Source organism: Variovorax sp. GW821-FHT10D07 (genome assembly GCF_059415325.1).
Genome location: NZ_JBWKMZ010000012.1, coordinates 69,678 through 93,260 on the forward strand (window position 1 = coordinate 69,678; position 23,583 = coordinate 93,260).

A 23,583-nucleotide genomic window follows, 5' to 3' on the forward strand; every position below is an offset into this window, starting at 1 on the left:
TCTCAGCGCAGCGCGCGCACGAGTTCGTCGTAGACCAGCCGCACGCGCGCCGGCACCGGCGCGCGCTGCGAGCGGTAGACATGGATCGGCCAGGACTCGGGCGCCTCGGCCTCGAGCACCTCGACCAGCTCGCCCGACGCGATCAGCGGCTCGGCCAGCGGCCCCGCGAGCTGGCCGAAGCCCAGGCCCGCGCGCACGGCGGTGCACTCGGCCTCCACGTCGTCGCTGATGAAGGCCGGCGTCGCGACCGGCATCTGCCGCCCCTTGCTGAAGAACCAGGACCAGGGCCGGCCCACGCTGCGGTCGAGCAGCGCGGTGAGCGGAAAGCCCGGCAGCGCCTCGATGTTCTCGGGGATGCCGGTGCGCGCGATCAGCGCCGGTGCCGCCACCACGCGCAGCTGCATGCGCCCGACCGTGCGCGCGACGAAGCGCGCATCGCGGATCGGGCCGGCGCGCACGCCGATGTCGATCTGCTCGTCGACCACGTCGGCATGTTCCTCCGACAGCCGCAGGTCGAGCACCAAGCCCGGATGCGCCGCCAGCATCGGCGCCAGCGCCTCGGGAATCAGCCGCCGGCCGTAGACGTTGGGCGCGGTGACGCGCACCGTGCCCGCGTGCTGCGACAGCGCGCGCCGGTCGGTTCGGTGGAACAGCGCATCGACCCCGCCGACCGCGGTGCGCGCGCGCTGCGCGAGCTGGCGTCCGAAGTCGGTGAGCTGCACGCCGCGCGTGCTGCGGTGGAACAGCGGCTCGCCCAGTTCCTCCTCGAGCTCGCGCACGGCGCGCGTGACCACCTGCGGCGAGACCGCCAGGCGCACCGCGGCATCGCGGAAGTTGGCCGCATCGGCGGCGGCGCAGAACACGCGCAGGGCTTCGAGCCGGTTCGACATGGGTGGGCGGATGGGTGGGTTGACGGGTGAGCTGAGTGTTCCTGAATCAGGAATTCTGAAGTCGTGAGAGTTTCATTTACGGGAACGCCCGGATTTTCCACACTGCATGCACTTCTTCAAGTTCTTCAACGCCCACCCCAAGGAAAACACCATGACTTCCGTTCAAGACAACATCCGCGGCAAGGTTGCCATCGTCACCGGCGCCAGCAGCGGCCTCGGCGAATCCACCGCCCGCCACCTGGCCGCCCGCGGCGCGAAGGTGGTGCTGGCCGCGCGCCGTACCGACCGGCTCGAGAAGGTGGTCGCCGAGATCCGCGAAGCCGGCGGCGAGGCGATCGCGGTCGCCACCGACGTGGCGAAGCGCGAGGACCTCGAGCGGCTCGCCGCCGCCACCGTCGAGGCCTTCGGCCGCATCGACGTGCTGGTCAACAACGCGGGCGTGATGCCGCTGTCGCCGATCGAGAAGCTCAAGGTCGACGAATGGGACCGCACCATCGACGTCAACATCAAGGGCGTGCTCTACGGCATCGCCGCCGTGCTGCCGCGCATGCAGGCGCAGGGCAGCGGCCATATCGTCAACGTCGCTTCGATCGCCGGCATCAAGGTGTTCACGCCGATCGGCACCGTCTACAGCGCCACCAAGTACGCGGTGCGCGCCATCTCGGAAGGCCTGCGCGTGGAGGTCGGCAACACCGGCATCCGCGTGACCATCGTCTCGCCCGGCGCGGTCGAGTCCGAACTGAAGTTCGGCACCACCGATGCCGAGACCGCCGCGGGCGTGCAGGCCTTCTACGAGGCCAGCCAGATCCCCTCGGACTCGGTGGCGCGCGCGGTGGTCTACGCAGTGGAGCAGCCGGCGAACGTGGACATCAACGAAGTCGTGCTGCGGCCGGTGGCGCAGGACTTCTGATCGACGGGCCCGGCCTTGCCGGTCCCCTGCAACGCCCCGTGCGCCTCGTGCGCACGGGGCGTTTCGCTTGTGGGGAGTGCCACGCCACTGCCATGCGGGCGGTATAACCTTTGTTAAATCAAGGTCTTTGCCGGCCAAAAATCGAAAGCCCCTGCAAAATAGAACGACCGTTCGTTTTTGTCTGGAACCCCACGATGTCCGTCAATGCCGTTTCCGCCAAGCCGGTCCGCGCCGCCCAGAAGGGCCAGCAGACCAAGGCCGTGATCGTCGACGCCGCATTGGCGCTCGCCGCGCAGATCGGGCTCGAGGGCCTGTCGATCGGCGCCGTAGCCGAGATCACCAAGATGAGCAAGTCGGGCGTGTTCGCCCATTTCGGCTCGCGCGAGGAGCTGCAGATCTCGGTGGTGCGCGAGTACCACGCGCGCTTCGAGCAGGAAGTGTTCTTCCCCGCCATCGAGGCCGATCGCGGCCTGCCGCGGTTGCGCGCGATGTTCGCCAACTGGATGAAGCGCACCTCGACCGAGATCGACTCGGGCTGCATCTACATCAGCGGCGCCTCCGAATTCGACGACCGCCCGGGCCCGGTGCGCGACGCGCTGGTGGAGTCGGTCTCGATCTGGCAGGCCGCCGTGCTGCGCGCAATCGTGCAGTCGAAGGAGGAGGGGCACCTCAATGCCGACGCCGACGAGCGCCAGGTCGCGTTCGAGATCCACGGCCTGATCCTCGCGCTGCACTACGAGGCCCGCTTCCTGCGCGTGCCCGGCTCCATCGCCCGCGCCAACACCGGCTTCGACAACATCCTCGGCCGCTATGCGGCGGCCGGGACGCCCGCGCCGACCGCCACCGCCGCCGCGCCCTCGCGCGTGCGCCGCCTCAAGACCGTGCGCTGAGCGCGCGGCACCTTTTTCCTTTTCCCTTTCATCTTTCAGTTCGACCAGGAGAGTTCCGGATGCCCAGCTACAACCCACCCGTGCGCGACATGCAGTTCGTGCTGCACGAAGTGCTCAACGTCGCCGAGGAACTCAAGGCACTGCCCGCGCATGCCGAGACCGACGCCGACACCATCAACGCGGTGATCGAGGAGGCCGGCAAGTTCGCGGCCGAAGTCACCTTCCCGCTCAACATCAGCGGCGACGAGGAAGGCTGCGTGCTCGACAAGGCCACGCACGAAGTGAAGACGCCCAAGGGCTTCAAGGAAGCCTATGCCAAGTACGTCGAGGGCGGCTGGCCCGCGCTGTCGTGCGACCCGGCCTTCGGCGGCCAGGGCCTGCCCTTCGTGGTCAACCAGTGCCTGTTCGAGATGCTCAACAGCGCGAACCAGGCCTGGACCATGTACCCGGGCCTCTCGCACGGCGCCTACGAGGCGCTGGTGGCGCACGGCACCGACGAGCAGAAGAAGACCTACCTGCCCAAGCTGGTGAGCGGCGAATGGACCGGCACCATGTGCCTGACCGAACCCCATTGCGGCACCGACCTCGGCCTGCTGCGCACCAAGGCCGAACCGCAGCCCGACGGCAGCTACCGCATCACCGGCAACAAGATCTTCATCTCGGCCGGCGAGCACGACATGGCCGGCAACATCATCCACCTGGTGTTGGCCCGCCTGCCCGACGCGCCCAAGGGCAGCAAGGGCATCAGCCTGTTCGTGGTGCCGAAGTTCAAGGTCAAGGCCGACGGTTCGCTCGGCGAGCGCAACCCGATCTTCTGCTCCGGCCTCGAGCACAAGATGGGCATCCACGGCAATGCCACCGCGCAGATCGTGATCGAGGGCGCCACCGGTTCGCTGGTGGGCGAGCCCAACAAGGGCCTGGCCGCGATGTTCGTGATGATGAACGCCGCGCGCCTGGGCGTGGGCAACCAGTCGCTGGGCCTGACCGAGGTGGCGTTCCAGAACGCGCTGGCCTACGCCAAGGACCGCCTGCAGATGCGCTCGCTGTCGGGCGTGAAGGCCAAGGACAAGGAAGCCGACCCGATCATCGTGCACCCCGACGTGCGCAAGATGCTGCTGACCGCCAAGGCCTATGCCGAGGGCGGCCGCGCGCTGCAGGTGTTCTGCACCCTGCTGCTCGACAAGGAGCATCACCATCCCGACGAGAAGGTGCGCAAAGACAGCGGCGAACTGGTCGCGCTGCTCACGCCGATCGTGAAGGCCTTCATCACCGACAACGGCCACATCGCGACCAATGCCTGCATGCAGGTCTTCGGCGGCCATGGCTTCATCAAGGAATGGGGCATGGAGCAGTACGTGCGCGACAACCGCATCAACATGATCTACGAAGGCACGAACACCGTGCAGTCGCTCGACCTGCTGGGCCGCAAGGTGTTGGGGAACAACGGCGCTTCGCTGAAGAAGTTCGGCAAGCTGGTCGCGAAGCTGGTCGAAGAAGAGGGCGTGAACGAGAAGATGGCCGAGTTCATCAACCCGATCGCGGGCCTGGGCGACCAGCTCACCAAGTTCACGACCGAGATCGGCTTCAAGGGCTTCCAGAACCCCGACGAAGTCGGCGCCGCCGCGGTGGACTACCTGCGCGTGGCCGGCCACTTCGTGTTCGGCTACCTGTTCGCCCGCATGGCGCAGGTCGCGCTGCGCGAGATCGCGGCCGGCAACACCGACCCGTTCTACGTCGCCAAGCTGCAGACCGCGCGCTTCTATTTCGCCAAGCTGTTCCCCGAGACCGCGACGCTGATGCGCACGGCCCGTGCCGGCAGCAAGGTGCTGATGGACACCGACGCCGCGCTGGCCTGAGTCCGCGCTTTCCCTTCCTCGACCACTTTCCGGAGCCGACCATGAAAGCAACGCTTGCAGCCCTCGTCCTCGTCGCGACCTCGGTCACGGCCCTGGCCCAGACCACCCCGGTGGGCCTGTGGCGCAACGTCGACGACAAGACCGGTGAGGCCAAGGCCGAGATCCGCATCGGCGAGGCCGGCGGCGCGCTGCTGGGCCGCATCGAGAAGTCGTTGAAGAAGGACGGCAAGCCCGATGCGGTCTGCGACGAATGCTCGGACGACCGCAAGGGCCAGCCGATCGCCGGCCTGGAGATCATCCGCGGCGGCAAGAAGGCCGACGGCAAGGACGTCTGGGAGGGCGGGAAGATCCTCGACCCCGAGAACGGCAAGGAATACCGCGCCAGCTTCACGCCGATCGATGGCGGCAAGAAGCTGGAAGTGCGCGGCTATCTGGGCCCCTTCTGGCGCACCCAAACCTGGAACCGCGTGCAGTAAGCCTGCGCGCAACCTATCCAAGAAATACCAAACATGTCCCGATTTCAAGTGAAGAAGGTCGCCGTGCTCGGCGCCGGCGTGATGGGCGCGCAGATCGCGGCCCACCTCGTCAATGTGCGCGTGCCGGTGGTGCTGTTCGACCTGGCGGCCAAGGAAGGCCCGAAGAACGGCATCGTCACGCGCGCCATCGACAACCTCAAGAAGCTCAAGCCCGCGCCGCTGGGCGACGTGGCCGACGCGGGCCTGATCGAACAGGCCAACTACGACGACAACCTCGACCTGCTCGGCGAGTGCGACCTGGTGATCGAGGCGATCGCCGAGCGCATGGACTGGAAGCTCGATCTCTACAAGAAGATCGCGCCGCACGTCGCCAAGCACGCGATCCTGGCCTCGAACACCTCGGGCCTGTCGATCACCAAGCTCAGCGAGGCATTGCCCGAAGCACTGAAGCCGCGCTTCTGCGGCATCCACTTCTTCAATCCGCCGCGCTACATGTTCCTGGTGGAGCTGATCAACACGCCCACCACGCAACCGCAGGTGCTCGACGACCTCGAGGCCTTCGTCACCAGCACGCTCGGCAAGGGCGTGGTACGCGCGCACGACACGCCCAACTTCATCGCCAACCGCGTCGGCATCGCCGGCATGCTGGCCACGCTCAAGGAAGTCGAGAAGTTCGGCCTCACGCCCGACGTGGTGGACGACCTCACGGGCAAGAAGCTGGGCCGCGCGAGCTCGGGCACCTTCCGCACCGCCGACGTGGTGGGCCTGGACACCATGGCCCACGTGGTGAAGACGCTGCAGGACAACCTGAGTGCCGAGACCGATCCCTTCTACGCCAACTTCGCGACGCCGCCGGTGCTCGCCAAGCTGCTGGAACTGAAGAACCTGGGCCAGAAGACCAAGGCCGGCTTCTTCAAGAAGGTGGGCCGCGACATCCTGCGCTTCGACCTCCAGAGCGGTGACTACGTACCTGCCGGCGCCAAGGCCGACGAGGTCTACGGCCGCATGCTCAAGAAGCCCGCGGGCGAGCGCCTGAAGCTGCTGCGCGAGAGCGAAGGACCGCAGGGCCAGTTCCTCTGGGCGATCCTGCGCGACGGCTTCCATTACGCGGCCGTGCACCTGGGCGACATCGCCGAGAGCGCGCGCGACATCGACTTCGCGATGCGCTGGGGCTTCGGCATGAAGCAGGGCCCGTTCGAGCTCTGGCAGGAAGCCGGCTGGGCGCAGGTCGCGAAATGGGTGCAGGAAGACATCGACGCCGGCAAGGCGCTGAGCAGCGCGCCGCTGCCCAAGTGGGTGTTCGAAGGCCCGGTGGCCGAGGCCGGCGGCGTGCACACGCCCGAAGGCTCGTGGAGCGCTTCGCAGAACAAGTTCGTGCCGCAGCGCAAGCTGCCGGTGCACGACCGCCAACTGTTCCCCGAGAGCGTGCTCGGCGCGAACGCGGCCGATGCCAACACGGCCGGCACCACGATCAGCGACGAAGGCGACGTGCGCGTGTGGACGCTCGACGGCGAGGTGCTGATCGCGAGCATCCATTCGAAGATGCACGCCATCAGCCCCGACGTGGCCGAGGCGCTCGGCGCCGCGGTCGAACTCGCCGAGGCCGAATACAAGGGCCTGGTGATCTGGTCGCCCGACGAGATGTTCTCGGTCGGCGCCGACCTGCAGGCGATGCTGCCGGCCTTCGTGGTCGCGGGCATCGGCGCGGTCGAGGGCGCGGAGGAAGAGCTGCAGAACGTGATGCTCAAGATCCGCTATGCCAACGTGCCGGTGGTCTCGGCCGTGCGCGGCCTGGCGCTGGGCGGCGGCTGCGAACTGGCCGTGTACTCGTCGAAGCGCGTGGCGGCGATGGAAAGCTACATCGGCCTGGTCGAGGTCGGCGTGGGCCTGATCCCCGGCGCCGGCGGCCTGACCTACATCGCGCGCCGCGCGGCCGAGAACGCCTCGGCCTCGACCGGCACCGACCTGCTGCCCTTCCTCACCGAAGGCTTCACGGCCGCGGCGATGGCGAAGGTGGGCACGGGCGCGCTCGATTCGAGGAAGCTCGGCTACCTGCTCGACAGCGACGTGATCGTGCCGAACAAGGACGAGCTGCTCTACGTGGCGCTGCAGCAGGCCAAGGCCATGGCCGACGCCGGCTATCGCCCGCCGCTGCGCCGCACCTTCCGCGTCGCGGGCCGCAGCGGCGCCGCGACGATCAAGGGCCAGCTCGTGAACATGCGCGACGGCGGCTTCATCAGCGCGCACGACTTCCACATCGCGAGCCTGATCGCGAACGTGGTCACCGGCGGCGACGTGGACGCGGGCTCGCTCGTGACCGAGGAATACCTGATGGCGCTGGAACGCAAGGCGTTCTGCTCGCTCATCGTGCACCCCAAGACGCAGGAGCGGATCATGGGGATGCTCAGTACCGGCAAGCCGGTGCGCAACTGAGGACGGATTTCATGAGCAAGCAAGTACAAGACGCCTACATCGTCGCGGCCACCCGCACCCCCATCGGCAAGTCGCACCGCGGCTACTTCCGCAACCACCGCCCCGACGACCTGCTCGCGACCACGCTGAAGGCCGCGCTGGCGGCAGTGCCCGGTCTCGATCCGAAGGCCATCGAGGACATCATCTGCGGCTGCGCGATCCCCGAGGCGCAGCAGGGCCTGAACGTCGCGCGCATCGGCGCGGTGCTCGCGGGCCTGCCGACCAGCGTCGGCGGCATCACGGTCAACCGCTTCTGCGCCTCGGGCCTGTCGGCGGTGCAGATGGCGGCCGATCGCATCCGCGTCGGCGAGGCCGACGTGATGATCGCGGCCGGCGTCGAGAGCATGAGCATGGTGCCGATGATGGGCAACTCGCCCTCGCTGTCGCCCTCCATCTTCGAGCGCGACGGTGACGTGGGCATCGCCTACGGCATGGGCCTGACGGCCGAGAAGGTCGCGCAGCAGTGGAAGGTGAGCCGCCAGGCCCAGGACGAATTCGCGCTGGCCTCGCACCAGAAGGCGCTGGCCGCGCAGAAGGCCGGCAAGTTCGCGGACGAGATCACGCCGATCGAGGTGACCGACCGCGCGCCCGACCTCGAGAGCGGCGAAGCGATCGCGACCACGCGCACCGTGAACCTCGACGAAGGCGCGCGCCCCGACACCTCGATCGAAGGCCTCGCCAAGTTGCGCACCGTGTTCGCCGCGCGCGGCACGGTCACGGCCGGCAACAGCTCGCAGACCTCCGACGGCGCGGGCGCGCTGATCCTGGCCAGCGAGAAGGCGGTCAAGCAGTTCGGCCTGACGCCGCTGGCGCGCTTCGTGAGCTTCGCGAGCAAGGGCGTGCCGCCGCACATCATGGGCATCGGTCCGATCGAGGCGATTCCCGCGGCGCTGCGCTATGCCGGCCTGAGCCAGCAGGACATCGACTGGATCGAGCTCAACGAGGCCTTCGCGGCCCAATCGCTCGCGGTCATCAACACCCTGGGGCTCGACCCGTCGAAGGTCAACCCGATGGGCGGCGCGATCGCGCTGGGCCATCCGTTGGGCGCCACTGGCGCGATCCGCTCGGCCACGGTGGTGCACGCACTGCAGCGCGAGAAGCTCAAGTACGGCATGGTCACGATGTGCGTGGGCATGGGGCAGGGCGCCGCCGGCATCTTCGAGCGCGTCTGATCGATCACGCGCCAGGCAACGCGACGAGTGCCGGTGCAAGAAGGAGACAAGCCATGCATCAGACGCAGCAGCTGCCGGTCGACGGCGGCGCGCACGAACTGGCGGTGCGCCGCTACGAACCCGCCGGCGCGCCGCGCGCCAGCATCGTGATCGGCGGCGCCATGGGCGTGCGCCAGTCCTTCTACGAGGCCTTCGCGCGCTGGCTCGCGGGCCAGGGGCTGCGCGTCTGGACCTTCGACTACCGCGGCTCGGGCGATTCGCGTGGCGCCGCCTCGCTGCGCGGCTTCGAGGCCGACCTGTTCGACTGGGCGCGCGACTACGAGGCGGTCATCGACGCGGCCAAGGCCGCGCTGCCCGCGCAGCCGCTCTACCTGCTGGGCCACAGCCTCGGCGCGCAGCTGCCGGGCTTCCTGCAGCGCCCCGAGCAGGTCGACGGCCTGGTGAGCATCGCGGCCGGCAGCGGCTACTGGCGCGAGAACGCGCCGCGGCTCAAGCGCAGCATCCTCTACTTCTGGTTCGTGCTGGTGCCGCTGGTCACGCGGCTGTGCGGCTACTTCCCGGGCCGCAAGCTCAGGAAGGTGGGCGACCTGCCGCGCGGCGTGATCCTGCAATGGCGGCGCTGGTGCCTGAACCCGCGCTACAGCGTGGGCGCGGAGGGCGAGCTGGCGCAGAAGAGCTACAGCCGCGTGCGCTTCCCCGTGCTCGCGCTGTCGATGACCGACGACGAGCTGATGACGCTGGCCGGCACGCACAGCCTGGTGAGCTTCTACGACCAGGCGCCGCGCGCCATCGAACGCATCGCGCCGGCCGACGTGCAGGCGCGGCGCATCGGCCACTTCGGCTTCTTCCGCGAGCAGTTCAGCCAGAGCCTGTGGCCCGCCACGCTCGACAAGCTGCATCGGCTGGGCGCGTTGACGACCGCGCCCGGCGTCCCGCACACGACTGCCTGAGGCCGCGCGCCGGAGCACACTGCGGCCATGAGCACGAGCACTCCCCATCCCTTCGACAAGGCCATCGCGCTGCAGCACAGCGACCTGCGCGCGGGCCATTTCACGGGCACCACCAGCCCCGACTACTGGAACATGGTCGGTCCCTTCGGCGGCACCACCGCGGCGGTCGCGCTGCAGTCGGTGCTGCAGCATCCGGACCTGCTGGGCACGCCGATCGCGCTGACCGTGAACTACGCGGCCGCGCTCGAGGCCGGTGCCTTCGACGTGCAGGCGACCGCGGTGCGCACCAACCGCTCGACCCAGCACTGGACCGTGCAGATCACGCAGCCCGGCGCGGGTGGCGCGCCGAACATGACGACCACCGCCACCGTGGTGACGGCCGCGCGGCGCGAGACCTGGAGCCGGAGCGACCTCGCCATGCCCGAGGTGCCGAAGCCCGAGGCGGTCGAGCCGATCCGCATCGGCCCGGCCGGCGTGGCCTGGGTGCAGCAGTACGAGATGCGCCCGTTCAGCGGCGGCATTCCCGCGCAGTGGGACGGCAGCCTGCAACGCAGCGAGACCCGCATCTGGGTGCGCGACGCGCAGGCGCGGCCGCTCGACCTGCCCTCGCTCGCGGCGATGAGCGACGTGTTCTATCCGCGCATCTGGCTGCGCCGCGCCAGGCACGTGCCGGCCGGCACGGTATCGATCACCACCTACTTCCACGCCGACGCGGCGCAACTGGCCGAGGTCGGCACCGGCTTCCTGCTCGGGCAGGCGACGGGGCAGCAGTTCTTCAACGGCTTCTTCGACCAGACCGCGCAGCTGTGGAGCGAGGCCGGCGTGCTGCTCGCGACCTCGAACCAGATCGTCTACTACAAGGAATAGCCTCCGGTTTCGCAAGGCCCGCGGCCGCCCGGAGAGAATCCAGCCCACCCAGGAGACAACGCCGCATGACGAAGACCGTCGAGTTCTATTTCGATTTCGGCAGCCCCGCCGCCTACCTCGCCGCGACCCAGCTGCCCCACGTGTGCGCCGACACCGGCGCCGAGCTGGTCTGGAAACCGATGCTGCTGGGCGGCGTGTTCCAGGCCACGGGCAACCACTCGCCGGCCGAGATCGCGCCCAAGGGGTCGTACATGACGACCGACCTGCAGCGCTTCGCCAGGCGCTACGGCGTGCCCTTCGTGCACAACCCGCACTTCCCGATCAACACGCTGCTGCTGATGCGCGGTGCCACCGCCATCCAGCTGCAGCAGCCGGCGCGCTTCGATGCCTACGTCGATGCGATCTACCACGCGATGTGGGTCGAGCCGCGCAACCTCAACGATCCGGCCGAGGTGGGCGCGGTGCTGCAGGCGGCGGGCTTCGATCCCGCGGCGCTGCTCGCGGCCGCGGGCCAGCAGGAGGTCAAGGACCGCCTGAAGGCCGTCACGCAGGAGGCCGTGGCGCGCGGCGTGTTCGGCGCGCCCACCATGTTCGTGGGCAGCGACATGTTCTGGGGCCAGGACCGGCTCGACTTCGTGCGCGAGGCGCTGGCCGCCTGATCCCTTTCCTCTTTCTTCTTTCCACAGGACACAAGCCATGAGCGACATCCTCGTCCACGCCGAAGCCGGCGTGATGACCATCACCTTCAACCGCGTCGACAAGAAGAACTCGATCACCAGCGCGATGTACGCCGAGCTGGCCGATGCGCTGGCCAAGGCCGAGGGCGACGCGGCCGTGCGCTGCGTGCTGATCCAGGGCGACCCGACCATCTTCAGCGCCGGCAACGACATCGGCGACTTCCTCAATGCGCCGCCCGCGGGCAAGGACTCGCCGGTGTTCCGCTTCCTGCGCGGCATTGCGACCTTCCCGAAGCCGATCGTCGCGGCGGTCTGCGGCCCTGCCGTGGGCATCGGCACCACGATGCTGTTCCATTGCGACCTGGTCTACGCGGGCGACAACGCGGCCTTCTCGATGCCCTTCGTCAACCTCGGCCTGTGCCCCGAGGCGGCCTCCAGCCTGCTGGTGCCGCAGATGCTCGGCTACCACCGCGCGGCCGAGGCGCTGTTGCTGGGCGAGCCCTTCATGGCCGAGGCCGCGCTCGAGGTCGGCCTGGTCAACCGCGTGGTGCCGCCGACCGAGGCCAACGCCATCGCCCAGACGCAGGCGCGCAAGCTCGCGGCCAAGCCGCTGAGCGCGCTGGTCGAGACCAAGCGGCTGCTCAAGAAGGCGCAGCTGCCCGCGGTCATCGAGCGCATGGACGAGGAGGGCGCGAGCTTCGGCCGCATGCTGCGCGAGCCCGCGGCGCGCGAGGCCTTCGGCGCGTTCATGGAGAAGCGCAAGCCGGATTTCTCCAAGCTCTGAGCACGGCGCGGGTCCGTACCTACAACCTGCGTTCTACGGGCTTTCCACAAGCCGCCGAGGCCCCTTCGGCGGGGTCGCACGCGTACACTGGTCCGCGTGCCAGTCCTCCAGTTACACACGCCAGCAGCCCGCACCCAGCGGTCGTTCGATGCTACTGAAAAGGTAGCAATCCGGCCGACGCGCAGGCAGGCGCTGGGCCTGCTCGGCGCCACCCTGGCGGCGCCTTCGGTGGTGCTCGCGCGCGTGCGGCCGCTGCGCATCGGCGTGCTCGGTCCCTGGTCGGGCGCCTACGTGGGCGGCGGGCGGCAGTTCGATGCCGGCATGGCGGTCTGGCTGGCCGCGCACAACCAGCAGATCGCGGGCCGCCCGGTCGAGCTGCTGCGGCGCGACGTGCCCGTGAGCGCGCCCGACATGGCGCGCCGGCTCGCGCTCGACCTGGTGGAGAACGAGCGCGTCGACCTGCTGACCGGCCTGCACTTCAGCTCCAACGCCTACGCGGTGGCGGCCGTCGCCACGCAGGCCAAGGTGCCCACGGTGATCATGAACGCCGCCTCGTCGGGCATCACCGCGCGCTCGCCCTACACGGTGCGCGTGTCCTTCACCATCGCGCAGGTCACGCTGCCGCTGGCGCGCTGGGCGCTCAAGGAGGGGCTGCGCGAGGTCTGCACCGTGACGGCCGACTACGCCTCGGGCGTCGATGCCGAGACCGCCTTCGTCTCGGGCATCACGGCCGGCGGCGGCAACGTCGGCGCCATGCTGCGCGTGCCGCTGGCCACGCAGGACTACACGGCCTACATGCTGCGGCTGCGCGAACTCAAGCCGCAGGCGGTGTTCTTCTTCCTGCCCTCGGGCCAGATGCCGGCCGGCTTCCTGCGCGCCTGGCGCGACCGCGGCATGGCCGACACCGGCATCCGGCTGCTGTCGACCGGCGAGGCCACCGACGACCACTACCTGCAGAACATCGGCGAGCTGGCCGAGGGGCTGGTCACCAGCCACCACTACTCGTACGCGCACGAGTCGCCCGAGAACCGTCGCTTCGCCGCGGCCTTCGAGACCGAGTACGGCTCGCACCTGCGGCCCGGCTATTTCGCGGTGGCCGCGCACGATGCCTTCGCGGCGCTCGACCTCGCGATGGCCTCGCCGCTGATGCGCGGCGGCGGCAGCCCCGAGAAACTGATCGACGCCTTCCGCGGCCTCAAGCTCGAGAGCCCGCGCGGCCCGATCGAGATCGACGCCTACACGCGCGACATCGTGCAGACGGTCTATATCCGCCGCACCGAGCGCCGCGACGGGCGCTGGATCAACCGGGAGTTCGAGCGCTTCGAGAAGGTGCGCGATCCGGCGCTGTGAGGCTGCCCGGGCCGATCAGGCCGCCGGCTGCTCGATCGCCCGCGGCCGTCCGCTGTCGTCGATCGCCACGTAGGTGAAGGTGGCCTGCGTCACCTTGATGTACTCGCCCTGGGCCCGGAAGCGCTCGGCGAAGACCTCCACGGTCACGGTGATCGAGGTGCGGCCGATGCGCACCAGCTTCGAATAGAAGGACAGGATGTCGCCGATGCGCACCGGCTGCTTGAAGATGAATTCGTTGACCGCCACCGTGGCCTGGCGCCCCTTGGCGTAGCGCGCCGGGATCACCGAGCCGGCCAGGTCGCACTGCGCCATGACCCAGCCGCCGAAGATGTCGCCGTTGGCATTGCAGTCCGCCGGCATCGGGATCACCTTGAGCACCAGCTCCATGTCGGTGGGCAGGCTCTTCAGGGTGGCGGCGGCGTCGGCACTGGGGGAATCGGACATGGGCAACAATCAGGGCAGAAAAACGACCACGATTGTCCCTCATGCGCCGCGCCGGCGAAGCTGTTTCCACCCCCACCTCCTCCCCACCGCATGCCGGCGGCCACGCACCCGCGCGCGCCGACCGCTCCGACTGGGCCACGCTGCGGCGCCTCTTTCCCTACCTCTGGGACTACAAATGGCGCGTGCTGTTCGCGCTGGGCTTCATGGTGGCGGCCAAGGTGGCCAACGTCGGCGTGCCGCTGCTGCTGAAGAACCTGGTCGACACCATGACGCCCAAGCCCGACATGGCGCAGGCGCTGCTGGTGGTGCCGATCGCGCTGCTGGTGGCCTACGGGCTGCTGCGCTTCAGCACCTCGCTGTTCAACGAGCTGCGCGAGCTGATCTTCGCCAAGGCCACCGAGGGCGCGGCGCGCCGCATCGCGCTCGAGGTATTCGGCCACCTGCATTCGCTGAGCCTGCGCTTCCACCTCGAGCGCCAGACCGGCGGCATGACGCGCGACATCGAGCGCGGCACGCGCGGCGTGCATTCGCTGATCTCGATGTCGCTCTACAGCATCGTGCCGACCATCATCGAGCTGGTGCTGGTGCTCGCCATCCTCGGCGTGAAGTTCGATGCGCTGTTCGTCTGGATCACGCTGGCGGCGCTGGTGCTCTACATCGGCTTCACGGTCACCGTGACCGAGTGGCGCACCCAGTTCCGCAAGACCATGAACGAGCTCGACTCGCTGGCGCAGAGCCGCGCGGTCGATTCGCTGTTGAACTACGAGACCGTCAAGTACTTCAACAACGAGGCCTTCGAGGCGAAGCGCTACGACGCCAGCCTCGACCGCTACCGCAAGGCCGCGATCACCAGCCAGCGCACGCTGAGCATGCTCAACGCGGGCCAGCAGGCGCTGATCGCGGTCAGCCTGGTGCTGATGCTGTGGCGCGCCACCTCGGGCGTGGTCGAGGGCCGCATGACCCTGGGCGACCTGGTGATGGTCAACGCCTTCATGATCCAGCTCTACATCCCGCTCAACTTCCTGGGCGTGATCTACCGCGAGATCAAGCAGAGCCTGACCGACCTCGACAAGATGTTCGTGCTGATGGAGAAGGAGCGCGAGGTGCGCGACGCGCCCGACGCGAAGCCGCTGGCCGGTGCCGACGCCACGGTGCGCTTCGAGGACGTGAGCTTCGCCTACGAGGCCGCGCGGCCGATCCTCAAGCACGTGAGCTTCGAGATCCCCGCGGGCAAGACGGTGGCCGTGGTGGGCCCCTCGGGATCGGGCAAGTCGACCCTGGCGCGGCTGCTCTACCGCTTCTACGACGTGCAGCAGGGCCGCATCACCATCGGCGGCGAGGACATCCGCGCGGTGCAGCAGGCCAGCGTGCGCCGCGCGATCGGCATCGTGCCGCAGGACACGGTGCTGTTCAACGACACGGTCGAATACAACATCGCCTACGGCCGCCCGGGCGCCACGCGCGAGGAGGTCGAGGAAGCGGCCCGCGCGGCGCGCATCCACGACTTCATCGCCGCCACGCCCCAGGGCTACGCGACCACGGTGGGCGAGCGCGGCCTGAAGCTGTCGGGCGGCGAGAAGCAGCGCGTGGCGATCGCGCGCACGCTGCTGAAGAACCCGCCGATCGTGATCTTCGACGAGGCCACCTCGGCGCTCGACTCGGCCAACGAGCGCGCGATCCAGGCCGAGCTCAAGAGCGCGGCGCAGGACAAGACCACGCTGGTGATCGCGCACCGCCTGTCGACCGTGGTCGACGCGCACGAGATCCTGGTGCTCGAGGCCGGCGTGATCGTCGAGCGCGGCACCCATGGCGAGCTGCTCGCGAAGCAGGGCCGCTATGCGCAGATGTGGGCTTTGCAGAAGAGCGAGGCGGCGCCGCTGCTCTAGCCCGATCATTTCCCTTCCTCATCGACGATTCCAGGAGTTCAGACGTGTCGACCAAGATTCCCCTGCTGGTGCTCAACAGCCTCTCGAGCGCCCACCAGGCCCAGATTGCCGAGGTCTACGACGTGGCCTATGCGCCGGGCGACGAAGCCCGCGCGGCCGCGATCGCCGCGCGCGGCCATGAATTCCGCGCGGTGCTGACCATCGGCGTGATCGGCATCACCCCGGCCGAGATCGAGGCCATGCCCAAGGTCGAGCTGATCTGCTGCCTGGGCGCGGGCTTCGAGGGCGTGCCGCTGGAGGTGACCCGCGCGCGCGGCATCGTCACCGCCAACGGCGCCGGCACCAACGACGACTGCGTGGCCGACCATGCCTTCGGCCTGCTGATCGCCATCGTGCGCGGCTTCCGCACCCTCGACCGCCAGTGCCGCGAAGGCGTGTGGCGCGAGTCGATCCCGCAACCGCCGAACGTGTCGGGCAAGAAGCTCGGCATCCTCGGCCTGGGCACCATCGGCCAGAAGATCGCCAAGCGCGCGGCGGGCTTCGACATGGAGATCGGCTATCACAACCGTTCGCCGCGCGAGGGCGTGTCGCACCGCTACTTCGGCGACCTGAAGTCGCTGGCCGCCTGGGCCGACGTGCTGATGCTGGCCGCGCCCGGCGGCGCCGCCACACGCCACCTGGTGAATGCCGAGGTGCTCGACGCGATCGGCCCCCGGGGCTACCTGGTGAACATCGGCCGCGGCAGCGTGGTCGACACCGAGGCGCTGGCCGCGGCGCTGCGCGAGAACCGCATCGCGGGCGCGGCGCTCGACGTCTACGAGAGCGAGCCGAAGCCGCCGCAACAGCTGATCGGCCTCGACAACGTGCTGCTGACGCCGCACCTGGCGGGCTGGTCGCCCGAGGCGACGCAGAAGTCGGTGGACCATTTCATCGCGAATGCCGAGGGGCACTTCGCGGGACGCGGCGTGCTCACGCCGGTCTGACCGGCTGTTCCTCCTTCCCCCTCTAGGGGAAGGCCGGGATGGGGGCACCGGGCGGTAGATCCGTCGGCAGCGATGGATGCGTCGCGTGCCCCCACCCCGCCCCTCCCCCAGCGGGGGAGGGAGTCAAGCCAGCACCGGCGGGCGGCGCGCACCCCACCCGCAGGCCTCGTCGTACGCATGCCCGAGCCGCAGCACCTCGAGGTCCGCATGGATCGGCCCCGCGAGCTGCAGCCCCATCGGCAGGCCCGCCTCGCCGAAGCCCGCGCGCACGTTGAGCGTGGGCAGTCCCGCCAGCGTGAACGGCGTGACGATCTCCATCCAGCGGTGGTAGGTGTCGCTCGGCACGCCGGCCACCTGCGCGGGCCAGTGCAGCTCCGCGTCGAAGGGGAAGACCTGCGCGGTCGGCGCCAGCACGAAGTCGAAGCGCTCGAACAGCGACAGGAAGGCGCGGTAGACGTTCGAGCGCCACACCGAGGCCTGGAACAGCGAGGCGGCATCGAGGTGCCGGCTCTGCTCGATCTCCCAGCGCGCCTCGGGCTTGAGCTGCTCGACCAGCGCGGGCGTGTTCATGTAGGCACCGAGCTTGCCGCCCACCAGCAGCTGGCGCAGCCGCAGCCAGGCGCTCCAGTTGTGGGCGCGCGGCACGTCGAGGGTGCAGGGCTCGACCTCGCAGCCCAGCGCGCGGAAAGTGGCGAGCGCGCTCTCGCCGAGCGCGAGCACGCCGGGCTCGAGCGGCAGGTCGCTCCAGATGCTGCCGAGCCAGCCGATGCGCAGGCCGCGCACCTCGCCCTCGATCCGCAAGTCGTCGGGCGCGGGCAGGGCATGCGGCGAGGACAGCGGCACGCGGCCGTCGAAGCCGGCCTGCACCGAGAGCAGCCGCGCGGTGTCCTCCACCGTGCGCGCCATCGGGCCTTCGCAACCGAGCTGCTGGAAGAACAGCTCCTCGTCGGGATCGCAGGGCACGCGCCCGCGCGAGGGCCGCATGCCGATCACGTTGTTGAAGGCCGCCGGGTTGCGCAGCGAACCCATCATGTCGCTGCCGTCGGCCACCGGCAGCATGCCGAGCGCCAGGGCCACGGCCGCGCCGCCGCTGCTGCCGCCCGCGCTGCGCTCGGGCGCGTAGGCGTTGCGCGTGGTGCCGAACACCGTGTTGTAGGTGTGCGAGCCGAGGCCGAACTCGGGCGTGTTGGTCTTGCCGATGACGATCGCGCCGGCCGCGCGCATGCGCGCCACGTGCAGGCTGTCGGTGCGCGCGGGCGTGCGCGGCGGCAGCGGCGAGCCCTTCGAGGTCGGCAGGCCGGCCGCGTGGCTCAGGTCCTTCACCGCGAGCGGGAAGCCGTGCATCCAGCCGCGGCGCTCGCCGCGCGCCAGCTCGGCGTCGCGCTGGTCGGCCTCGGCCAGCAGCGCGCCGGGGTCTCGCAGCGAGACGATGGCGTTGAAGCGCGGGTTCAGGGCCTCGATGCGCGCGAGCGTGGCCTGCATCAGCTCGCGGCACGAGAGGCTGCGTTCGGCGAGGCGGCGCGACAGGGCGGTGGCGCTGAGGGCGAGGAGGTCGTCGGTGGGCATGGCGTGGGATCGGAGAAGGACGAGGCGCCAGTATGTGGCAGCCCGGCGCCGCCCGGGGCCGAACCGGGGGCGGGTTGTCCCCGAGCACCGGCCGGCGCGGCCCCGCGCGCGGCGGCACATAATCGCCCGCCATGGAAACCAAGTGGCTCGAAGACTTCATCAGCCTGGCCGAGACGCGCAGCTTCAGCCGCTCCGCCCAGTTGCGGCACGTGACCCAGCCGGCGTTCTCGCGCCGTATCCAGGCGCTGGAGGGCTGGGCCGGCACCGACCTCGTCGACCGCAGCTCCTATCCCACGCGGCTCACGCCCGCGGGCCAGACGCTCTACAGCCAGGCCATCGAGATGCTGCAGGCGCTGCAGAGCACGCGCGCCATGCTGCGCGGCCATTCGGCCGCCGGGCAGGACGTGATCGAGTTCGCGATACCGCACACGCTGGCCTTCACCTTCTTCCCCTCGTGGGTCACCAGCCTGCGCGAGCACTTCGGCCCGATCAAGAGCCGGCTGATCGCGCTCAACGTGCACGACGCCGTGCTGCGGCTGGTCGAGGGCAGCTGCGACCTGCTGATCGCCTACCACCATCCCTCGCAGCCGCTGCAGCTCGACGCCAACAAGTACGAGATGGTGAGCCTGGGCGAGGAGACCGTGGCGCCCTGGGTCAAGGCCGACGCCGAGGGCGCGCCGCGCTACCGGCTGCCGGGCCGCGCCGGCCAGCCGCTGCCCTACCTGGGCTATGCGCCGGGCGCCTACCTGGGACGCGTGGTCGACCAGCTGCTCAAGGAATCGGGCACCGCGATCCACCTCGACCGGGTCTACGAGACCGACATGGCCGAGGGCCTGAAGGTGATGGCGCTCGAGGGCCACGGCATCGCCTTCCTGCCGCAGAGCGCGGTGCGCAAGGAGGTGCGCATGCGCAAGCTGGTGAGCGCGCTGCCGCCCGAGATCGACCGGCTCGAGGCCACGATGGAGATCCGCGCCTACCGCGAGCGCCCGCAGGCGCCGCTGCAGACGCGCGCGGGCGGCCGCGCCGCCGCCAAGGCCGCCGGGCTCGAGTCGCTGCAGCCCAAGAGCTCGGCCGACGCGCTCTGGTCGTACCTCGTCGGCACCCAGCCGCCGCGCTGATTCCGGGGCCTCGTAGGGGGAGCGCCGCTGGTCGGGCCGGGCGTTTGGGTATAGCCTTTGGGGTTGGATTTGTGCACTGCACAATCTATAAAAGTCAGGCATAAGTGTTCCCGTAAACAGCATTGGCGTCCGTGCCATGACGCCCCTACAGTCCGGGCAGTTTTTCGGCCGCGGGTCGAACGACCGCAACTCCATGGCACGCGTTCTCGCGTGCTTTTTTTCAGCCGAGAGGTGGGTATGGGCTCCAACTTCAGAACCGAACACGACTTCCTCGGCGAGAAGCAGATTCCCGCCGTCGCCTACTGGGGCGTGCACACGGCCCGCGCGGTCGAGAACTTCGCGATCTCCGGCACCCGCGTGTCGGCCATGCCCGACCTGGTGCGCGCGCTGGCCTTCGTGAAGAAGGCGGCCACCCGCGCCAATGCCGATCTCGGCGCGATCGACCGCGACCGCGCGGCCGCGATCATCCTGGCCTGCGACGACCTGATCGAGGGCAAGCTGCTCGACGAGTTCGTGGTCGACGTGATCCAGGGCGGCGCCGGCACCTCGACCAACATGAACGCCAACGAGGTCATCTGCAACCTCGCGCTCGAGAAGCTGGGCCACGAGAAGGGCCGCTACGACGTGCTGCATCCCAACGACCACGTCAACGCCTCGCAGAGCACCAACGACGTCTACCCGACCGCCGTGCGGCTGGCGCTGTGGTTCGCGATCGGCAAGCTGCTCGAGGCCATGGCGGCGCTGCGCCGCAGCTTCGAGGCCAAGGCGCTCGAATTCAAGGACGTGCTCAAGATCGGCCGCACCCAGCTGCAGGACGCGGTGCCGATGACCCTGGGCCAGGAGTTCCTGACCTACGCCATCATGATCGGCGAGGACGAGGCCCGCCTCGGCGAGGCCCGTGCGCTGATCGAGGAGATCAACCTCGGCGCCACCGCCATCGGCACCGGCATCAACGCGCCACACGGCTATGCCAACCTGGCCTGCCAGTACCTGGCAGAGCAGACCGGCGTGCCGCTCAAGCAGGCCGCCAACCTGATCGAGGCCACGCAGGACACCGGTGCCTTCGTGCAGCTGTCGGGCGTGCTCAAGCGCGTGGCCACCAAGCTCAGCAAGACCTGCAACGACCTGCGACTGCTCTCGAGCGGCCCGCAGGCCGGCTTCGGCGAGATCCGGCTGCCCGCGCGGCAGGCCGGCTCGTCGATCATGCCGGGCAAGGTCAACCCGGTGATCCCGGAGGTGATGAACCAGGTGGCCTTCGAGGTGATCGGCAACGACATCACCGTGACCATGGCGTCCGAAGCCGGCCAGCTGCAGCTCAACGCCTTCGAGCCGATCATGGGCTGGAGCCTGTTCAAGAGCATCAAGCACCTGGGCAACGCCTGCAACACGCTGCAGCTGAACTGCGTCGACGGCATCGAGGCCAACCGCGAGTTCCTCGCCAAGCGGGTGCGCGAGTCGGTCACGCTGGTCACCGCGCTCAATCCGCTGATCGGCTACGAGAAGGCCGCGCTGATCGCCAAGACCGCGCTGGCCACGGGCGGGCCGATCGACCTGGTGGCCGAATCGCTGGGCATCATGACGCGCGCCGAGATGGACGCGCTGCTGGTTCCGGAGAACCTGACCCAGCCCGTGCGGCTGTCCGTGCCGGTGCCGCCGGCCGCGGAACCGTCGGGCACAAAGGCTGCTTTGTGAAAGCCGGACAATGCCAAATCCTGTGTCCGCACCAGCCAGGCGCCTTATGCGCCCGGCCGGTGCGCGGCTCGGGGAAAATGCACCGGGTTGGTCCGGGTATTCCCCCGAGACATCATGTCTAGAATTTCGTTGTATCTCTCATTTCCGTCACCCTCAGGAGTTTTCCGTATGAAAAAGCAAGTACTGGCATTGGCAATCGCGGCGCTGGCCGCCGGCGGCGCGATGGCGCAGGCCAATGACACGCTGGCCAAGATCAAGGCATCGGGCGTCATCACCGAAGGTGTGCGTGAATCCTCGGGTCTGTCGTACACGCTGGGCAACGGCCAATACACCGGCTTCCACTACGACGTCTGCGCCAACATCATCAAGGACCTCGAGAAGGCCGCCGGCAAGAAGCTCGAAGTCAAGTACCAGCCCGTGACCTCGCAGAACCGCATCCCGCTGGTGCAGAACGGCACCGTCGACATCGAGTGCGGCTCCACCACCAACAACGCCACCCGCCAGAAGGACGTGGCCTTCGGCGTGACCACCTACGTCGAGGAAACCAAGATCGTCGTGAAGGCGAACTCGGGCATCAACTCGCTGGCCGACCTGAAGGACAAGACGGTTGCCACCACCACCGGCACCACGCCGCTGCAGACCGTGCGCAAGCAGAAGCGCGCCGAGAACCTGACCTTCAAGGAGGTCTACGGCAAGGACCACTCCGACAGCTTCCTGCTGCTCGAGACCGGCCGTGCCGACGCCTTCGTGATGGACGGCTCGATCCTGGCCGCGCTGGCCGCCAAGTCGAAGTCGCCGAAGGACTACAAGATCCTGAACGACGTGCTCGCCGTCGAGCCCATCGCCATCATGATCCGCAAGGACGACCCCGCCTTCAAGAAGGCCGTGGACGACAGCATCAAGGCCCAGGCCAAGTCGGGCGAGCTCGCCAAGCTCTACGACAAGTGGTTCCTGAAGCCGATCCCCCCGGCAAACGTCACCATCAACCTGCCGCTGGGCGAAGCCACCAAGAACGCATGGGCCAACCCGAACGACAAGCCCGCTGAAGAGTACGTGACCAAGGAATAAGCGTCGCGTCGCTGCGTGAATGACGCCCACCTTTCGCGGTGGGCGTTTCTTTTCAGGGACTGATTTTCGGAAGAAGGCGAAGGAGTAAGAAAAATGGGCAACTGGGATTGGCAGGTCTTCCTGCAGGACCCCGGGGGGGAATATCCGACCTATCTGCAATGGATGCTGTCGGCCTGGGGCTGGACGGTGTCCGTGGCACTGTTGGCGTTGATCGTCGCGTTGGTGCTGGGCTCGCTGGTGGGGATCATCCGCACCCTGCCCGACAGCCCGTGGCTGGTGAGGCTGGGCAATGCCTGGGTCGAGCTGTTCCGCAACATTCCGCTGCTGGTGCAGATCTTTCTCTGGTACCACGTCATTCCGGCGCTGGTCCCGGTCATGAAGGGCGTGCCGAGCTTCATCCTGGTGGTGCTGGCGCTGGGCTTCTTCACTTCGGCGCGTATCGCCGAGCAGGTGCGCTCGGGCATCCAGGCGCTGCCCAAGGGCCAGCGCTACGCGGGCATGGCGGTGGGCTTCACCACGGCGCAGTACTACCGCTACGTGATCCTGCCGATGGCCTACCGCATCATCATCCCGCCGCTCACGAGCGAGACGATGAACATCTTCAAGAATTCGTCGGTCGCGTTCGCCGTGTCGGTCACCGAACTCACCATGTTCGCCATGCAGGCGCAGGAAGAAACCTCGCGCGGCATCGAGGTCTACCTCGCGGTGACGGCGTGCTACGTGGTGTCGGCCCTGGCCATCAACCGGCTCATGGCCTTCATCGAGAAGAAGACCCGCGTGCCGGGCTTCATCGTCTCGGCCAGCGGCGGCGGAGGACACTGACATGATGAATCTCGACTTGTCCTTCTACAACTGGGACGTCATCAGCAACTTCGTCATCAAGGGCTTCTACTTCAGCATCATGCTGACGGTGGTGGCCACGATCGGCGGCGTGATCTTCGGCACGATCCTCGCGCTCATGCGCCTGTCGGGCAAGAAGTGGCTCGATGCGCCCGCGGCGCTCTACGTCAACGGCATGCGCAGCATCCCGCTGGTGATGGTGATCCTGTGGTTCTTCCTGCTGGTGCCGGCCTCGTTCTATTCGCTGTTCGGCTCGGTGGGTTCCAACTACCGCTCCGAGATCTCGGCCGTGATCACCTTCGTCGCGTTCGAGGCCGCTTACTTCAGCGAGATCATGCGCGCGGGCATCCAGTCGATCCCGCGCGGCCAGGTGAACGCGGGCCAGGCGGTGGGCATGACCTACGGCCAGAACATGCGCCTCGTGGTGCTGCCGCAGGCCTTCCGCAACATGCTGCCGGTGCTGCTCACGCAGACCATCATCCTGTTCCAGGACACCTCGCTGGTCTACGCCATCGGCGCCTACGACATGCTCAAGGGCTTCGAGACCGCGGGCAAGAACTTCGGCCGCCCGATCGAGGCCTACCTGCTCGCCGCCGTCGTGTACTTCGTGATGTGCTATGCGCTGTCGTACCTGGTGAAGCGCCTGCACAAGAAAATCGCCATCATCCGCTGACAGAGCACTGAACCGGAGA

The 23,583-nt window shown here is 68.6% G+C and carries 21 protein-coding genes; 18 read left to right on the top strand and 3 right to left on the bottom strand.

Annotated elements, in window-relative coordinates:
* Positions 1-2: 2 nt before the first annotated feature.
* On the bottom strand, positions 3-890 hold the full coding sequence (locus AC07PU_RS29480) for a LysR family transcriptional regulator (RefSeq protein WP_489040814.1): 888 nt from the start codon (positions 888-890) through the stop codon (positions 3-5).
* A 151-nt stretch (positions 891-1,041) separates the two neighbouring features.
* On the opposite strand from AC07PU_RS29480, the gene AC07PU_RS29485 reads away from it, so the two are divergent.
* The 11 genes from AC07PU_RS29485 to AC07PU_RS29535 all read left to right on the top strand — a co-directional run bounded on the left by AC07PU_RS29485 (position 1,042) and on the right by AC07PU_RS29535 (position 13,294).
* The gene (locus AC07PU_RS29485; RefSeq protein ID WP_057590961.1) at positions 1,042-1,800 is read left to right on the top strand and encodes an SDR family oxidoreductase; all 759 of its coding nucleotides are present in this window, start codon (positions 1,042-1,044) and stop codon (positions 1,798-1,800) included.
* 194 nt (positions 1,801-1,994) lie between these two features.
* Positions 1,995-2,690, top strand: a complete 696-nt coding sequence (locus tag AC07PU_RS29490) for a TetR/AcrR family transcriptional regulator (RefSeq protein ID WP_495321902.1) — start codon at positions 1,995-1,997, stop codon at positions 2,688-2,690.
* Between the two features lie 59 nt (positions 2,691-2,749).
* On the top strand, positions 2,750-4,546 hold the full coding sequence (locus tag AC07PU_RS29495) for an acyl-CoA dehydrogenase C-terminal domain-containing protein (protein ID WP_208509317.1): 1,797 nt from the start codon (positions 2,750-2,752) through the stop codon (positions 4,544-4,546).
* A gap of 41 nt (positions 4,547-4,587) precedes the next feature.
* A complete protein-coding gene (locus AC07PU_RS29500; RefSeq protein ID WP_093354021.1) occupies positions 4,588-5,022 on the top strand; it encodes a DUF2147 domain-containing protein in 435 nt (144 codons plus the stop codon).
* 33 nt (positions 5,023-5,055) lie between these two features.
* The gene (locus AC07PU_RS29505; RefSeq protein ID WP_495321903.1) at positions 5,056-7,455 is read left to right on the top strand and encodes a 3-hydroxyacyl-CoA dehydrogenase/enoyl-CoA hydratase family protein; all 2,400 of its coding nucleotides are present in this window, start codon (positions 5,056-5,058) and stop codon (positions 7,453-7,455) included.
* Between the two features lie 11 nt (positions 7,456-7,466).
* The gene (locus tag AC07PU_RS29510; protein ID WP_093354026.1) at positions 7,467-8,666 is read left to right on the top strand and encodes an acetyl-CoA C-acyltransferase; all 1,200 of its coding nucleotides are present in this window, start codon (positions 7,467-7,469) and stop codon (positions 8,664-8,666) included.
* 53 nt (positions 8,667-8,719) lie between these two features.
* Positions 8,720-9,616: an alpha/beta hydrolase family protein gene (locus AC07PU_RS29515; RefSeq protein WP_495321905.1), complete on the top strand. Its 897-nt coding sequence runs from the start codon at positions 8,720-8,722 to the stop codon at positions 9,614-9,616.
* 27 nt (positions 9,617-9,643) lie between these two features.
* Positions 9,644-10,483: an acyl-CoA thioesterase gene (locus AC07PU_RS29520; RefSeq protein ID WP_495321906.1), complete on the top strand. Its 840-nt coding sequence runs from the start codon at positions 9,644-9,646 to the stop codon at positions 10,481-10,483.
* Positions 10,484-10,548: 65 nt separating this feature from the next.
* A complete protein-coding gene (locus AC07PU_RS29525; RefSeq protein WP_296776857.1) occupies positions 10,549-11,142 on the top strand; it encodes a 2-hydroxychromene-2-carboxylate isomerase in 594 nt (197 codons plus the stop codon).
* A 37-nt stretch (positions 11,143-11,179) separates the two neighbouring features.
* Positions 11,180-11,944: an enoyl-CoA hydratase gene (locus tag AC07PU_RS29530; protein WP_208509310.1), complete on the top strand. Its 765-nt coding sequence runs from the start codon at positions 11,180-11,182 to the stop codon at positions 11,942-11,944.
* A 243-nt stretch (positions 11,945-12,187) separates the two neighbouring features.
* Positions 12,188-13,294 (top strand): ABC transporter substrate-binding protein, encoded by a 1,107-nt coding sequence (locus AC07PU_RS29535; protein ID WP_398497115.1) that lies wholly within the window; start codon positions 12,188-12,190, stop codon positions 13,292-13,294.
* A 15-nt stretch (positions 13,295-13,309) separates the two neighbouring features.
* On the opposite strand, the gene AC07PU_RS29540 is transcribed toward AC07PU_RS29535, so the two are convergent.
* Positions 13,310-13,738, bottom strand: a complete 429-nt coding sequence (locus tag AC07PU_RS29540; RefSeq protein ID WP_057590974.1) for an acyl-CoA thioesterase — start codon at positions 13,736-13,738, stop codon at positions 13,310-13,312.
* Between the two features lie 41 nt (positions 13,739-13,779).
* On the opposite strand from AC07PU_RS29540, the gene AC07PU_RS29545 reads away from it, so the two are divergent.
* Both AC07PU_RS29545 and AC07PU_RS29550 read left to right on the top strand, forming a co-directional pair.
* Positions 13,780-15,624: an ABCB family ABC transporter ATP-binding protein/permease gene (locus AC07PU_RS29545; protein WP_398497101.1), complete on the top strand. Its 1,845-nt coding sequence runs from the start codon at positions 13,780-13,782 to the stop codon at positions 15,622-15,624.
* A gap of 44 nt (positions 15,625-15,668) precedes the next feature.
* On the top strand, positions 15,669-16,607 hold the full coding sequence (locus AC07PU_RS29550) for a 2-hydroxyacid dehydrogenase (protein ID WP_093354042.1): 939 nt from the start codon (positions 15,669-15,671) through the stop codon (positions 16,605-16,607).
* A gap of 123 nt (positions 16,608-16,730) precedes the next feature.
* Here AC07PU_RS29550 and AC07PU_RS29555 read toward each other — a convergent pair whose 3' ends face one another.
* Positions 16,731-18,173, bottom strand: coding sequence for an amidase (locus tag AC07PU_RS29555; RefSeq protein WP_495321908.1), 1,443 nt, complete (start codon positions 18,171-18,173; stop codon positions 16,731-16,733).
* Between the two features lie 131 nt (positions 18,174-18,304).
* On the opposite strand from AC07PU_RS29555, the gene AC07PU_RS29560 reads away from it, so the two are divergent.
* From AC07PU_RS29560 to AC07PU_RS29580, 5 genes are all read left to right on the top strand, one after another.
* A complete protein-coding gene (locus AC07PU_RS29560; RefSeq protein WP_093354046.1) occupies positions 18,305-19,291 on the top strand; it encodes a LysR substrate-binding domain-containing protein in 987 nt (328 codons plus the stop codon).
* 237 nt (positions 19,292-19,528) lie between these two features.
* A complete protein-coding gene (locus AC07PU_RS29565) occupies positions 19,529-20,983 on the top strand; it encodes an aspartate ammonia-lyase (protein ID WP_093354048.1) in 1,455 nt (484 codons plus the stop codon).
* Between the two features lie 168 nt (positions 20,984-21,151).
* Positions 21,152-22,051, top strand: a complete 900-nt coding sequence (locus tag AC07PU_RS29570) for an amino acid ABC transporter substrate-binding protein (protein WP_093354050.1) — start codon at positions 21,152-21,154, stop codon at positions 22,049-22,051.
* Positions 22,052-22,144: 93 nt separating this feature from the next.
* Complete coding sequence (locus AC07PU_RS29575) at positions 22,145-22,873, top strand: amino acid ABC transporter permease (protein ID WP_093354052.1); 729 nt, start codon at positions 22,145-22,147, stop codon at positions 22,871-22,873.
* A gap of 1 nt (position 22,874) precedes the next feature.
* Positions 22,875-23,564 (top strand): amino acid ABC transporter permease, encoded by a 690-nt coding sequence (locus AC07PU_RS29580; RefSeq protein WP_057590982.1) that lies wholly within the window; start codon positions 22,875-22,877, stop codon positions 23,562-23,564.
* Positions 23,565-23,583: the final 19 nt, after the last annotated feature.

Excerpts from the sequence above, each read along its gene's own strand:
- AC07PU_RS29540 (WP_057590974.1), bottom strand. The coding sequence starts at position 13,738 with ATGTCCGATTCCCCCAGTGCCGACGCCGCCGCCACCCTGAAGAGCCTG.
- AC07PU_RS29500 (WP_093354021.1), top strand. The coding sequence starts at position 4,588 with ATGAAAGCAACGCTTGCAGCCCTCGTCCTCGTCGCGACCTCGGTCACG.
- AC07PU_RS29510 (WP_093354026.1), top strand. The coding sequence starts at position 7,467 with ATGAGCAAGCAAGTACAAGACGCCTACATCGTCGCGGCCACCCGCACC.
- AC07PU_RS29545 (WP_398497101.1), top strand. The coding sequence starts at position 13,780 with ATGCGCCGCGCCGGCGAAGCTGTTTCCACCCCCACCTCCTCCCCACCG.
- AC07PU_RS29505 (WP_495321903.1), top strand. The coding sequence starts at position 5,056 with ATGTCCCGATTTCAAGTGAAGAAGGTCGCCGTGCTCGGCGCCGGCGTG.
- AC07PU_RS29580 (WP_057590982.1), top strand. The coding sequence starts at position 22,875 with ATGATGAATCTCGACTTGTCCTTCTACAACTGGGACGTCATCAGCAAC.
- AC07PU_RS29575 (WP_093354052.1), top strand. The coding sequence starts at position 22,145 with ATGGGCAACTGGGATTGGCAGGTCTTCCTGCAGGACCCCGGGGGGGAA.
- AC07PU_RS29480 (WP_489040814.1), bottom strand. The coding sequence starts at position 890 with ATGTCGAACCGGCTCGAAGCCCTGCGCGTGTTCTGCGCCGCCGCCGAT.
- AC07PU_RS29525 (WP_296776857.1), top strand. The coding sequence starts at position 10,549 with ATGACGAAGACCGTCGAGTTCTATTTCGATTTCGGCAGCCCCGCCGCC.
- AC07PU_RS29495 (WP_208509317.1), top strand. The coding sequence starts at position 2,750 with ATGCCCAGCTACAACCCACCCGTGCGCGACATGCAGTTCGTGCTGCAC.
- AC07PU_RS29555 (WP_495321908.1), bottom strand. The coding sequence starts at position 18,173 with ATGCCCACCGACGACCTCCTCGCCCTCAGCGCCACCGCCCTGTCGCGC.
- AC07PU_RS29515 (WP_495321905.1), top strand. The coding sequence starts at position 8,720 with ATGCATCAGACGCAGCAGCTGCCGGTCGACGGCGGCGCGCACGAACTG.
- AC07PU_RS29485 (WP_057590961.1), top strand. The coding sequence starts at position 1,042 with ATGACTTCCGTTCAAGACAACATCCGCGGCAAGGTTGCCATCGTCACC.
- AC07PU_RS29520 (WP_495321906.1), top strand. The coding sequence starts at position 9,644 with ATGAGCACGAGCACTCCCCATCCCTTCGACAAGGCCATCGCGCTGCAG.
- AC07PU_RS29490 (WP_495321902.1), top strand. The coding sequence starts at position 1,995 with ATGTCCGTCAATGCCGTTTCCGCCAAGCCGGTCCGCGCCGCCCAGAAG.
- AC07PU_RS29560 (WP_093354046.1), top strand. The coding sequence starts at position 18,305 with ATGGAAACCAAGTGGCTCGAAGACTTCATCAGCCTGGCCGAGACGCGC.
- AC07PU_RS29530 (WP_208509310.1), top strand. The coding sequence starts at position 11,180 with ATGAGCGACATCCTCGTCCACGCCGAAGCCGGCGTGATGACCATCACC.
- AC07PU_RS29565 (WP_093354048.1), top strand. The coding sequence starts at position 19,529 with ATGGGCTCCAACTTCAGAACCGAACACGACTTCCTCGGCGAGAAGCAG.
- AC07PU_RS29570 (WP_093354050.1), top strand. The coding sequence starts at position 21,152 with ATGAAAAAGCAAGTACTGGCATTGGCAATCGCGGCGCTGGCCGCCGGC.